Below are 15,394 nucleotides of genomic sequence, written 5' to 3'. Positions count from 1 at the left end.
TTTTCCTCTTCACTTAAAAATGATCTTTTTGCTTCTTTAATAAATTCATTAAAGGTGTTTTTTGTCTAAAAAACTAAAATCGCTATATTCGCCTATTAATTGTCCTTTGCCATAATTATTATTTGAAACTCATCAAACCTGAACTTTGCGTTCAAGTTTACCATTTGTATTTTTCTCACCAACGGCACCGATTACAATAATATCGGTATAATAAGTTGCTTGCCTTATTGCTGTAGCATAATGAATAGCTCCATTTACAGCATAATTTTTAACGTTATTTCATTGCGTAAGGTCAGGATATCCATTTGAATCTAGTTCTACCATTTTTTTAAAACCAACTTTATATTCGATCAAAATAGGATAACTATTACCTAGTTCGTCCGCTAAAAGCATTTTGCAATCAGGGCGATTTCCGCCATTTTTTCCATTTTTGGATAAATATTCCTCAAGCGCAGAATTAATATCTTCATTTAACCATTCATTTTCCAATCAAAAATCAAGACCCATATTATTAAGTTCAGAATTGAAACTTCCAGCAATTGTAGCTTCTGAAATATTAGATTTCATTATTTGTTCTCCTTTTTTTGAAGTTTTTTTAAATTAGAAAAATAAAATTAGTTTTGACACTGAGATTCGCTTTGAGGTTAAGTTAGTACACTAATTTAGACTTTTAAATGCGCTATTTTTTAGTTTTAATCAATCTTTAAATCTGATGATTCATTCCTTTGATTTAAATTTATTTTTATTAAAGATAAATTATAGTGGAAAAATGGCTAAATTTTCCTAAAATTTTTCCTTTTTTAAAAAAATTTTTAACATGAAATAAAAATTTTTTGCCATCTAAGAAAAAAAACTTTAGTTAATAATTTAAACTTGTACGGTCAAAAACTAGTGAAATTTGTACTTATTTTCTAATATTTATTATTAGAAAATGAAAAAACTTCTAAACACCTCTAGAAGATTTCTATGATTAAATATACAAGTAAAACTCTATTATAAAAAGAGTATAAAATTAATTAGCACTAAAAAATATTAATATTGATTCAAATTTTGTAATCATTTACTATCTAGTCGGATTATCATGTTTATCAGGATAAGTTCCATCATGAATTTGCTGTAAAATTTGGTCTTTTAATTTAGGTTGTTTTGTGTCATTATAAAAACGATTTCTTTCTTTATTGTAATAAATCATTGTGATCATGTCACTTAATTTAACATCAGAAGATGTATAATAGGTGTTTATCCAACCTTTATATTTTACAGGATTGCCTATTACATTGTCAATAAAGGTTTTATAATTTTTATTATTAGTATTATTTTTATTTGATTGCTCTCCGTTTTGCAATGAAGCACGTATTATTTCAGATGCAGTATAAGAAGACAAAGCGCCACCGTAAAACCCTCAAGTTCGAATGAAATAACTAGCGTTAGAAATTCTTGATTCGTATGTATAAAAAAGAAGGATTAAAACTAATCTATAAAGCAGTCTTCCTTTTGATGAGTTTTTAAAATTGCTAATGGAAATTTGATTAGATCCTTTGTTTTCAGAATGCCAAATTCTATGGAATAATTTTGAAATTGCCTCAAGTTGAGGGTCTTTTTGACCTGATTTAAAAATTGATTCAAATTGAATTCCGGTGTATTTTATATGATTTAATTCTTTTAAAATTGGCGAAGCATCATTTTGCTTTGTATTATCTCAATCTGGTGAAGCTAAAAATATTAAATCAAAAAAGTCAGCAATTGATTTAGTTGAAATTTTTTGATTAGTTGGGGTTTTTATTGTTAATTTTGTTTCATCAATTAAATCTTTTCGATCGCTTCGGGTTTGGTCTGTTGAATCATTTTCACTAATTTTTGGTTCAATTTTAACAACTAAATCAAGATTAATTAATTTTGCTAAATCTAATTTGCTAAAAATAGCGCTAAAAAAGCTTGCACTTTGTTGATCAGGATTTAAGGTTTTGATTGATTGTACAATTTGATCTAAAATTCCTGAAAGTAATGGGTTTTCTAGTCCTAAATTTATAAAATCATCGAGAAATTTAGTTATTATTGCTCTTGGGTTTTCTATTTTAGCCTTGTTAAGATTTTGATTATTATCTAAATTTAATTTTAAATATACAGCAATTATGTCGGCCGCTAAATTAGCAAATTCAGCATCTTTTATTAAAAAGTCAACCACAGATCATAGATATGATTTTAAAAATGCCGAATTTGTTTGATTTTGAGAATTTGCGCTGCTATTAGGGACGTTTTTGTTGGTTTCATCACTTAAAAATGTAGTTAAAAGTCCAGAAAATGTTTTTACATCTTTGAATAAAGCAGAATTTTTATTCATATAATCTAAAAGACGAAAAATTAAAACTTTATTCATTGACTCAGGTAAAAATTTTATGAGTAAGTTTTTAAGTAATGGCTCAATTTTTTTCTTTTTGTCTGCAGATAAACCACTAAAGAGCGAAAAACTAGACACATCGCCAATACTTAACAAATCAATTTTGTCTTTGAAAAATGATGAGTTAAAAATTTTAACGATGATATCTCAAAGATTGTTTCTTTCACTTTCGGAAAATTGGTTATAAACCGATGCAACTTGTTTTATAAGGTCAATAATAAATTCTTCATTTCCAATTTCGGCTTCTAAAAGTGTTTTAAGATTTGAAAAAGCAACCTCACCGCTTGTTAATTTGCTCAAAATTGAAATAAATTTTGTTAATAAGGCATTTTTTTCAGAATAATTTGCCGGAATTTGCGGTGAGGTTGTTTCTTGAGGAGTTTCAGATGATGAAGAGCTTTGGATTTGGTCAGTATCACTAAAAGGTTGAGCACTCACTAATACTTGGGAAAAATCTTGACTTACATTAACAGTGGAAGCTTCGTCTGGAAAAATTCCTGTTGGGTCAACTTCTTCTTTGTAAAAATTGTCAAGATTATTTTTTATTATTGCTTTTATTAGTTTAAAAAATGGTTGAAATTCAGTCTTGTTAAATTGAGTATCAAACATTTTTCCAACTAGTGTTGAAAAATTATCAGTTAACTTGTTGTCTTTTTCATCTAATTTAACAATAAATTCACCAATAATTTTGTTAAAATATTGCTTTTCAAATAGTGTCTTAATTAATGAAAGGTTATTCAGTGGCTGTTTAATTTGTGTTTTTGCAACTATTTTAAAATATGATTTAAACAGATCTTTTAGTGCCGGTGATTCTAAAAATCAATCAAAAATTGGCATAACACTGTCAAGATATTCTTTTGGAATATTTGCCAGGCCTGCCCGAATCTGTTCAGAAATAGGCTTACTTCTAACAACCTCGGAAATTAAAGTAGCAATACTATCTTGGGAAATTTTGTCTGGATTATCGGTAGTTGCTGCCTCTTGAGAATAATAAAAATTAGCAATATCAACGCTAAAACTGTCAAATAAAGTCTCAAGAACTGGTTTTTTAGGAGTAGAATTACCTGAAATTGCATCAAGTATAATTGAAATTAGTGCTTTTATTGTTAGTGGTGAATAAGCTTTTGGCTGCTCTTCAAAATCTAAAGTTGAGTCTTTTAATTTTGAGAAAATATCGCGAACTAAAGCCAAAATTGTATTGACTGAATTATCAGTTAAATTTAAGTTATATTCATCCAAAATTATTCTTAAAAATTCAGAAATTGAATCTCAAGTTGAAGAATCTCCTAAAAAAAGAGTAAAAACTTGCTCAATTAGTTTAGTGTTTTGTTTGAGAAAATTTTCAACTAGTGAATTAAAGTTTGGATGTGATTCAAATTGTTTTTTGTCAAAAAAATACTCAATAAGTTTTGAAAGTAACTGTTCAACTTGTTTTGATTCAAAAAAGTTTGTTAAAATCTTTAAAAGTGATTCTTGGATTTTAGGATTGCTAAAAAAACTATTTTGATTTAATTTACCAAGAAGTTGGTTTTGTAAAAATGACTGTCCAAAAAGGTTTTTGAAAAATAAAACTAAATCTTCATTTGAAATTTTAGTTTTAAAATCAAGACTTGCTAGATTTTTTAAAAGTGTATAAATTGTATCTTGACTAAAAAATTTATTTAAAAAGTAAGATGAAAAATTTTGAAAGGATAATTGCTCATCAGTTAAAGAAATTTCACGAGAATATTTTTCAATTTCTAGTGCATCTTGTTTTTTCTTAGCTTCTTCTAAAAGCAATTTTGCTGAATTATGCTCTTCAGAATTTTCTTTATAAAAAGCTTCGAAATTTTGTAAGGCAGCTTTTACAAATCCAAAAATTAAATTATCAGTTGGAGCTTCTCTGTCTTCTTTTCAAGCTAGATATTTAAGACGAAAATCTTGGAAAATCAGCTCAATTATTGTTGTAAAAGTCTTAATTGATTTTTCAGTTAAGCCTGATGAGCTTAATGAATTTGAAATTAAACTAGTAAGATTAGTTAAAAATTCCGGTTTTTCTACATTTCTGGCGATAAATTCGTAGACATTTTCCTCAAGTTTTGGCAAATTATTAGCTAAAAACTGAAAGCCAAAACGATTTAAGTTGTCAATTTGTTGGTATTTGTTTTTATTTACTAAAAAATCATCAATGGCTTGATTTACAATGTCAGCTAGTGGTTTAAATGAATTTGAAGCCAAAAAATCTTTAGCTGAATCAAAAAAGAATGAAAAACTAGCAAAATTAGGGGTTGACTCATCAATAAAATTAGTTAGGTCAAATTTTGTTAAAATTGGGTAGAATTTATTAAGTAATTTTTTTAGGGCGTCAATTTGGTTTTGGCTCAAATCAAAACTTAGAAGTTCGTGGAATAAATCAAATAAATTTTTTGAATCCTTAAAAAAAGATGAGTAATTTGTATAAATTTGCTCTGAAAAAATTGAGGCAATATTTTCAGAAATATCAGTAGTATTGATTTTTTTAATGACATCTAAGAAATTTTTGGCTGCTTGATCATTTAGTTTAGCCCAAACATTAGTACGAACAACAACATCGGCAATTGAAACTAAAAGATTAACAAGCGCACTCTGGTCTTCCTCATTCAAGTTAAACTCAAAATTATCGTTAATAATCGATACTAATAATTTAACAGATTCATGATGTTTTAGTGTCTCAGAGATAAAATTGCGAATAAAAACAACATTATCGCTGTCATTATCAGGATTTTCTAAATAAGTTCGAATTATTTCGTGAAAATTCTGTGAATTTTTATATTCGCTTGAGCGAAGATGGTAGTCAGTAATTATTTTAGAAAATAATTTTCTTATTGAGTCAAAAGTAAAGACAACTTTTAAATCTTCTTTATTTTTAAGGTCGATTTTGATAATATTATTTATTAGCAAATCTTGGATTATTGTTTGGCCAAAAATGGATGAAAAAATTAATTCTTTAATTTTTTCAGGATTTTTATCTGCAAATTCAGAAGTTACAACGGTATTTAAAACGTCAATTATTTGTTTTTCGTCAAAATCAGCAAAAATATAATTAACAAGGCCAGAAATTGTTGCTTTTTCTCAATTTTTATTATTAGTTACATCTTCAACATAATCCTGGAAACGGTTGATAATTTTGCTAAAAAAGCCACTTGAGTAAATTTTTTGCAAAATTTCGGAAAAAGAAGCGCCTGAATTTTGGTTTTCCTGTCAAAAATCAGTCAAAATTTTTTGCACACTTGAATTATTTTGAACAGCTAACTGGACAAAACGGTTTAAAAATGCGCCAAAATTATTGTTTAGTATTACGTTTAGAAAATTTTCTATCGGTGATTGTGTTGCTTTTTTAATATTTTGAGTGGTTAGCTCTTCAATTTCAGAATTTTCTGAAATAAATTTTTCAGGTGAATTGTCAACTGTTAAAGCCTTCAAAATTTCTGAATTTTGACCTAAATTTAGAATTCGACGGTAAGAATTAATGTCTTTTTGGACATAATTTTCGTCTCAGTTTAATTTAGTATTTGCATCTTTTTTGAACTCTAAGTCTTGTTCAAAAGCTAATTTGAACAGCAGATCTTGAGCCATTTTTTTATAACCCTTAGTTGATGGGTGGATATCTAAGTCATTTGCACTAAATTCAGAGGTTTTTTCTTGCCAAATTGATTCATTATATAGATCAACATAGTTTACTTTTTGGCTTTTTGCGGCTTTTTTGATTGTTGAATTCAAACGCTGTATCACTAAATCGGCATAATTTTCCGGAACGCCAATTTCGTTTGTGAGCATTTTTTCAAAGAATTTAATAATTTTTGAAGACAAAGAGTTATAGCCAACTAAAACTATTTGTAAATCAGGATTGATTCTTCGCAAACTTTGGATTAGTAACTGTAAGTTTCTGTAAATTCTTTGACTTGCAATTTCAATGTTTTGGGCAAATTCAAAATTTGCCTCAGCTTTTGTAGCAAGTTTTTGCATCGGCTTAGCGATTGTGCGAAAATCAATAGCTTCAATTAAATCATTTGCACCTAATGAAAGTGTTAGCAAATTAGATTTTTGAATTTTTTGATATAGTTTTGGGTAGCTATTTGAATTAAAATCGCCAAAAACGTCACGAATTTGCTGTCCATATGGTGAGTCTAATTTTTGGTCTAAATGGTAATTAAAATTAAAATGGGTCTTATCAGAATGTTTATAGGCTGGATTTTCGGGATTAAGCAAATAAAGTCAATCGCTAATTGTAGTTCAGGAAAGGGCTAAATTATCAAAGGATTTAAGTGCATTTGGTTTTATTTTTTGAATAAAACTAGCAAAAAAAGCTGGATATGAGAGTCCGTTAATTTTGTTGTTTTGATCAATTTTTCCGCGGAGATCGATAGAATAATCTCAATTAAAACCAGCAGAAATTGAATCACCAATTGATAAATAGTTAATTTGGTCTAAAAGTTTTTCAGTTTCCTGGGTTGAATGGGTTATTGGTATATTAAAATGCTCGGTTTTATCGCGATTTTTTATACCAATCAAAGTAATTCCAGAGACGGCCAAAGATAAAGTACCAAAACTTAAAAATATTTTGAATGCTTTAGAAAAATCAGGTTTGGAGATATTTTTTTTCATTATTTTACCCCGCTTCTTTTTGTTATTGCAGATTTTTTTAATACAAATGGATTAGATTGGTCCAATTAGATAAGGAGCAAACTAGAAAAATAAAATAAAAATTAAATTATACTACATTTTTAAATAAAAAAACAATTTTTAAAAATTTACTAATTTAAAAAGTTTTTTTAGGGCTAATTCGAGCATGAGTCTTAAAAATTTAAGTCGAGATTTTAACTATATATATAATTTAATATTTATATATATGGTCAATTTGTCGAGTTAATTTTTTAATTTTAATTTATTTTTTTGTTTTTATTTTTTATTTTTTAAACTATAATTTTAAGTTTTAAGGTAGGTAGCCTATGAAAAAGATTTTTAAACACATATTTGCAATGTTTTTAAAAACTAAAGTTATTTTTGTTGGGCTAATAACTTTAGTTTTCTTTACCGCCGTAATTTTTACAACTTTATTCACGACAAATCGTGCCTATGAAGACCGGTTAGATGAGTATAAAAATTTTTCTGGTCTTCATGATGCAACGATTAATACTGAATTTAATTATTTTGGAAACGCCCAAAACGAAGGATATGATGAACTCAAACCAGATGTTTATCAACCACTTGAGTCCGAAAAAAGTAAAAAACAACTAATAATAAAAGATAATTTTATTAGTTTAGGTTCAATTTCACCTAGTTTAAGCAAGGATGAATATGTTCTTTCAAGCGAATTTAGTCGCGAATTTTACTTTAATGCAAAATTAAATGATGACAACACATTTTCATTGTCAAAGCAAGCATTTTTGCCAGTTTATACAACTAGTGATGGTAAAAATTTTCAAAAAAAAGTAAAATCATATTCTCTGAGTACAAGTGATCAAATAACCTTAGACAAAACAACCTACAAAGCAAGCGACATCCTTGTTTATTTCAAACAAGGGGATAAAATTATTATCAATTTTGCTAACTCACTTGTCATTAATGGTGTTACAAAACAAGCTACTTTTGATCCAATTTTAGGCTCAAGTTGACAAAGACAAGGAATTGGCTTTGAATTAAAAGGGCCGGATTTATATGCGCTTTTAAATATTAGACAAAAAGTTGATGGTGATTTTGAGATTCAAAATAATAATGGATCGTTTGTTAATTTTACTCAAAGTGGCGATTCAATTACTGCACGATTCCAAGATAGAACCTTTAATTTGAAAAAGGATATAAACTGAAGCTCAAATGAGTTTAGAATTTTAGATCCAGGTCAAAATTACCAATTATTGCCAAACTGAGTTCGTGATCTAAGATCTAAAGTTGAGTATATCAATCACAAATATAAACTTAAAGAAATTGATGCAAATAGTCAAAATTTCACTGGTTTTATTAAAGAATATTTACTTTATTTAAAAAATAATAACCCTAAACAATTTGAAGAATTACAAAATATTAACTACTGGGAAAAACGGATAATAACTACTGATGGTGATCATGAAACTGTTGTCTCTGCTGATCTTTCAATTGCAGATTTAACCGTTAATTTCCAGAAAAAGGATGATCCTTCTTTTGTAAGTACAATTGCCCAAATTGAACAATTAAATAGTAACAATTTAGCACTTGTTACAAATGAAGAATTAAACAACTTATCAAATTCCAATATTAAAAATGCAACCTTTTTAAAACTTTCACAAAATGTTCAAGAATATGCAAATGTTTATTTTTATAATTATTTGCAAGACTACTCACAAAAAGTTAATGGAAGAGATGTAAAAGTAGTTGACTCAATTGGGACAAGACAAACCTTTACAATTGATGTTCAACAAAAAGGCAAAGATTCAACAACAAACCAAGTAATTCATTTTATTAATTCCGGAATTAGTCCTGAAGTTTTTAATAAAATTAGTTTTGATAATCAAAATTTAGAACAACAGCAACAACTTGGAAGACTATTTAACGAAATTCAAGATTATAAATCAAAAAGAGAAACTAAACTATTTCCACAAGCAGGAAAAATTTTAGATGACTCAAACACAAAAATTCCGCCAATTTTCCAGGCTAAAATAATTGCCGCTGCTCATGAGAGTTACGGAATTGATCCAAAGCTAATTGATTTAAAAGTAACTTTTGGCAATGTTGAATTTCAAGATGACCAAAAATTACTTTACCAAAACATTTTAAATACAAAAATTGTTTTACTTAAAAAAGTTCAAGACGAAAATCCAATTCCGACTACAAGCAATTTTGCCAACTTGGATTTTCACGGAATAATTTTGCTACCAAATTACCAATTTGGCTATGTTTTTAAAAACCTTGGTGAGGCTAAATGAACTCTGCTTCCAGAAAATATTATAAAAACTGACTCTTCAGCTCCTGGAAGTCGCGAGCAGCGAACACAAGCTTTACTGGCAAATTTCTTGGCAAGCAAAAACTTTGAAATTGATGCAAAAATTTCGCAAAATGGTTGATTCAGACGGGTAGATAATTTTTCAAATACAGCAACAATTCCGTTAATTTACTATTACTTTTCAACTAATGTTCAAAATGAAATTGACACACAAAAATCAGCCCGTTCATTATTTTTACAAGCCGCTGATGCACTAAATAATTCTGTTTTAGTCGATAATGGCTTTTTCTTAAAACCGGATGTAGATGCAATTTTTGCCGCTCTTGCTAATGCTGCTGATGAAATTAAATTAGTTGATATTCTTTCTTTTCGAACTAAAAATTATAATTTACTTTCTGAATTACTTGTAAAGGCCGGTCATAATTTAATTAAAAATAACCGACCAACAATTATTAATGATGTTCTAGCTAATTTTGTTGACCAAATAATTGCTAAAACTCAAGAGTCAGCTGTCTCTAATTCAGATCGAAGCGTTTATCTTCTTAGACAAATTTTTTCATTAAACTCAGTTTTATCTACTTTTGGTGTTGATATTTTTGATCAAATTCAACGACTTGGTGGAGTTGAGGCACTCGCTAAGGCAATTAAAAATCCAATAAATCTATTAAATGGATTTAAAACAGTCATTTATTCAATTGACTTTGAAAAACTACTTACTAATTTAAACAATTGATTCGAAGAAGCTAACAAAAACAAAACAAATTTAATTAGTCTTTTTTCAACTTCCGATTTTGTTAAAGAATTTTTGAAGTCAATTGACCAACAAAGAATAAAATCAGGACTAATTGATATTGTTAATGAAATTGATTTTAATGCAATGTTTTCAACTGTTGTTGACCAAAAAACTAAAGGTTTTTTAGGATTTTTAACAAAACCAATTGTTGAAAAATTTGCAAAAGATAAACAAGCTCAGATTATCAAAATTCTTGGAAAACTGAACGGAAAAGGAAGTACAAACCCTTATTCAAACATTAACGAAGGTCTAATTGAATTAATTACTAATTTTGACATTGCAACTTTTGCAAAAAATCTTGATTATTTAACAAAAACTTCTTTTTCAGATGGTTATGATAAATATGTAAATCTGCCAGAAAATTTGAAAAAAGCACAAGAAAACCAAGAGTTTTTCAAGCGAAGCGAACTATTTGCTAATGATTATTTAATTGGCCTTGTTGGAACTTTTCTTAAAGATGAAAAAACAAGACAAAATACAATAAATTCATTAATTAAAATAATTAATGCCTCATCAAAAGGACAAGATTCAGGAAGTGGAGAAATTGGTCTTCGTTATTTCCTTCCTGGAGTTGATGAAGATAAAATTGATATTTATGACTTACAATTTATTAGTGCTAACTGAAATTCAGCTGTAAATACTGATAATTTGCAAAAAAGTAAGCAAATTGATGTCCTTGCAAGTTCTATTCTGACAAAACTCACTGAGAATCCTGAAATAAAAATTACAAATCTAACATTAAATGAGCGAATTTTTCTAAATAGATATTTAAGAATTGCTAATCTTGATAATATTGAAGATATTAAAAATAGACTTCAAGAAATAAAAGACATTTTTGAAATCTTTAATTTTAAAAACTATACAAAAACCGGTAATATTATCACAAATATTAAACCGCCAAGTCTTGATGATACAAATATTTTTGCAAGTTCTGAATCTATTGGTGATATTCTTTACTTTTTAACAAATTCAATCAAAATTCCTGCTCCAGTTGAAGATGGCAATTCTGGCGGAAATCCCCTAAAACTAAAGCCAATTTATATTTCAGCCTCAGCAGATCAAATTGATAAATTACAAAGCTCAATTATTAGTAATCCTAGTTCAATTATTCCACTTGCAATTCGTAATTACCGTTTTTGAATTCGTTTTGTTGCCGAAAACAACCTTCCAAACTTAGAACTCCAACAGGCATTTAATAAATTATATTCTTTTGCTAGTTCTTCTTCAACAAATGGAATTTTAAATGACACACAACTTTTTGGTGGAATTAAAAATCTCCAAAACCAAGAAGGACTTTTTGCCGGACTTCCTGCTGCTTCAAGATCAATTTTGCAGCCTTATCTTACAAGTTTGCATTTAAAAAACGACAATTCCTTTAAAAATCTTTTAAATGACCCAGTTTTTGACAAACAATATACTGACCAACATGGTAATAAAAAAACTATTAAAAACTGGCTAATTGAAAATCAAACTGAATTGGTTGAAAATTTAGGATATTTGGCTTATTATTCACAAAATTATCCTTTTGATGCTAACTTTAATAAATCTGTTAAATATATAATGGATAATTATTTGCTACAAAATAAATTTTCTGACTCACCTTTCAAAAAACGCTTTTTATCAACACTTGTTGCTCAATATGCCAATTTAAATCCTTTACTTGTTGGACTAAATTTAGATTCTCTTGGACTTGGACAATTTTTCTCAGCTCAACTGCCACAAATTCCTTTATGATTTTCAACAAATCCTGATGCCCTAACCGAAACTGAATCAAACAATTTTAATCTTGCCTTTATTTTACAATCAAGAATTCCATCTGTAAGACAAATTCAAGCTGATCCTTTAGCACAGCAGTCACAACTAATTGAGCTCTTATCATCACAAATAAAAAATAGTGAAGAACTTCCGCCATTTATTTATAGTAATTTGGCAAGTAGTGTTTCGCTTGATTATTATAAATTAAAAGATATTTCTGCTTCAATTCTGGAAAAATCAAAAGATAATCCTGAATTTTTCGGTGTTAATATTTACAAATTTTACGAGAAATTCTTCGAAAAAATTATTGTTACCCGTCTTGCAAGCAACTCAATTAATATTGATGATAATCGCGCATATGTTATCAAAGTCAATAATACCTATTTAGAACAAAATCAAAAAGAAATCTACCAAGGACAAATTCCTGACAATGCTAGTGATATTGAAAAATTAATTGATCAATTAGATGATAAATACATTTTAAATGCTGGTGGTCTTAAATATATAATTGTCGGTTCTGATTTTAGTGTTGATTATTTATATCCAGTTATTGACGAAAAAAATATTAAACTTGACCCGACAAATCAAGCCTTAGCATATGTAAATAAATTTGGTTTTGATAAGGCTCGCTTTTCATTCCGTTCAAATCCAGTAAAAAATTACTTACTAATCAAATTAAAACCAGAAGGCGATCTGGAAAAATTCAAGCAAGATACTGATGATTTAATTGCCAAAAATTTTGCCCTAAATCGTCTCCAGCGAACATTTAGCGCTAATGAAATTGACTTTTTAAATCCCGAAAGATCCTTGCGGATTTCAGTTGGAACAAATATAATTTCTACTTTTTCATCAATTAATATTTATATAACTTTATTTTTATCAATTCTAGTACTTTTTGCTGTTGCCTTTATTATCAAACGTTATATTTCAACAAACAATAAAGTGCTTGGAATTCTTCGGGCTCAAGGATATACACTCTTTGAAATTGCTTCTTCATTCCTCTCAATTGGTTTATTGATTTCATTTATTGGTGGATTTCTTGGTTATTTAGTTGGATTTTTTGTCAAAATTCCACTTGTTGGCTTGATTTCACAATTTTGAGAATTTGATGTAAATCTTTATAGTTTTGAGCCAATTTCATTTGTATTTTCCTTCGTAGTTCCATTTTTGGCAATCAGTGGGCTAATTTATTTAGTAATTCTTTGAAACTTAAAACAAAAACCAAACCAATTATTATCAGGAATTACTGAAATTAACACTTCAAAATTCGCCCAAGGAGTGGCAAAACTATTTCGAAAAACCAAAATTGTCAACAAATTTTCAATTTCACTTGTTATTAATTCAACTTGAAAAATTATCTCACTAGTAATTGCAATTATTATTGTCCAATTTGCGCTAATTTTTTCACTATCTTCCCATAATATTTTCCAAAATACAATTACAAAAACTTACTCAAATCGCCATTATACATACAAATTAAATCTCTTTAGTCCAACGCGTGAAGGTGGACCGTTAGTTGTTTATAATCCAAAAAATCTTGAGAAAAACTTATATGTTCCAATTGGATCAGGTTCAGAGATTAACACTAATTCACCAAATTACTTCCGTCCAGGAAATCCTTCCGTGTTTGGTGATACCAACCAAAATGGTGAAATTAATATTAACTCAAAAAATCCGGTTGTTCTTTCTCGATCAGGGCTAAATATTAAAATTAGTGAAACAAATAACCTTTCAATTTTTGATATTGTTCTTTCAAATCTTCCTGAATCATTAAGAAATAATATTTTTTCAATTTCCAACAAAGTTGTTCACCAAATGGAACAATCACAAAATATTGAAGAAAAAATCGCTAACAAACAACCATATTTTAAATATTTAGCCGATCCAGGGAATGTTAATTTAGGTAGATTTTGGTACTTTAAATTTGATCCTGCAAAGAACGACTACCTGGCGCACGAAGTTTCAATTTTTGGTCAAGTCCAAAATCGTGATGAATACCGGAAATTTTTAGTCGAGTCATATTTGAACCCAAATGTTGAAAAAGACTTTACCGTTTCCTTTGGTGGAATTTCCCTAAGCCCTAATGCTGAAAATGTTCCACAAAATCAAGTCTATACTTACATTGACACTTCTTATAATGACGGATCTTCAGTTGAAAATGGTATTAAAATTTACGGTTATAATACTCAAAGACAAAATAACCCAATAATTGAAATCAAAGATGAATCAAACCAAGATTTACTCAAAGTCATTAAAGATTTCAAAATTGAAAATGATATTTATCCTTTAGTTGTCAACCACGTTTTTGCCAAAAAACACAATTTAGGACTAGATTCAATAATTGAAATGCCAATTATTAACACTGTTGACCGTTATTTAGCAAAAATTCGTGATATTCCACAAAAAACTGCTAAATTTAAAATAATTGGTATTTCTGATACTTATATAAATTCAGAATTAATTACCTCACAGGACGTTGCAAATAAACTTCTTGGTCTTGATATTTATGATTCAGCCTTAGAATTTTATAATTTAAAACCATTTAACGGATTAATTCTCGCTTCTCCTGATATTGAACAAATTACTAATTCCTTTACTTTGTACTCACCTTCTGGATACTGAGCAGGTAGCACAGAGATTAATGTTGATTCACTAAATCAAGATGATACAATTGGTTTTTTTGCCAACATTTTTGGTTTTAGTGAAAACGAACAAGACCAAAACAAAGGTGCCTTACAACTTGCTGGTTACTCAAAAGAAGAAATTTTAAAAATTATTAACCTCAAAAACCAGCAACAAAATGCAACCTGAATTAACCAAAATTCAAACTTAGATTTTGCATCGCTCTCTAACCAAACCTTTGTCAACCAAAACCTTTCTTCAATTAAACAGGCACTCAAAAATTTCAACGAAATTTATGGTAATACAATTTATCAAATCGCCCCCCAAGGTGTTGAGGCTAAAAATATTGAAACAAACTTTATTTCTAACTTTGCTAATCTTTTTGGAGCCGGAATTAATATTGTTGTCATTATTTTCCTAGCGGTTTCCTTAATTATTTTAATAATTATCGCTTCTTCAATCATTAATGAAAATCAAGAAAACATTGCAATTCTAGACGTTCTTGGCTATTCAAATCGAACAAAATTAAGACTTTTCTATAGCATTTATCTCCCAATTTTAGTTATAGCAACTCTAATAAGCGTTCCTTTTGCAATGCTCGGAATGGGAATATTTAGCTCATACATTCTTGCTTCAAATTCAATTTTCCTTGCTTTGGCAATATCAGTTCCTGTCTTCTTTATCGCGCTATTAATAATTAGTGTAATTTTCTTTGGTGTGCTTGGAATTCTCTGACGTTTCTTAACAAACCGTAAATCTGTTTATGTAATTAAAGAACAAAATTAATTTTCATTTGTTTACTGATTTGTTTTAATTAAGACATAAGTCAAAGAAATAATCTAAAAACTTGGGACCTACCCAAGTTTTTTATTTACTCTTTTTTGATAGTTAA

3 protein-coding genes are annotated in these 15,394 nt (G+C 28.3%); 1 reads left to right on the top strand and 2 read right to left on the bottom strand.

Translation table 4 applies throughout. The features are described 5' to 3' along the window. Positions 1–48: 48 nt before the first annotated feature. Both V3255_RS01480 and V3255_RS01475 read right to left on the bottom strand, forming a co-directional pair. Positions 49–567, bottom strand: a complete 519-nt coding sequence (locus tag V3255_RS01480) for a hypothetical protein (RefSeq protein WP_341516291.1) — start codon at positions 565–567, stop codon at positions 49–51. 496 nt (positions 568–1,063) lie between these two features. Beyond that, the gene (locus tag V3255_RS01475; protein ID WP_341516290.1) at positions 1,064–7,021 is read right to left on the bottom strand and encodes an SGNH/GDSL hydrolase family protein; all 5,958 of its coding nucleotides are present in this window, start codon (positions 7,019–7,021) and stop codon (positions 1,064–1,066) included. Positions 7,022–7,365: 344 nt separating this feature from the next. Between V3255_RS01475 and V3255_RS01470 the strand changes: the two genes are divergently transcribed. Beyond that, complete coding sequence (locus V3255_RS01470; RefSeq protein WP_341516289.1) at positions 7,366–15,288, top strand: ABC transporter permease; 7,923 nt, start codon at positions 7,366–7,368, stop codon at positions 15,286–15,288. The last annotated feature ends 106 nt before the right edge of the window (positions 15,289–15,394 follow it).

The organism is Mesomycoplasma ovipneumoniae, from assembly GCF_038095975.1.
GTDB classification, from domain to species: domain Bacteria; phylum Bacillota_I; class Bacilli_A; order Mycoplasmatales; family Metamycoplasmataceae; genus Mesomycoplasma; species Mesomycoplasma ovipneumoniae_C.
Note: the sequence above shows the minus strand (reverse complement) of the source record. Positions and strands in the feature narration are given on the sequence as shown.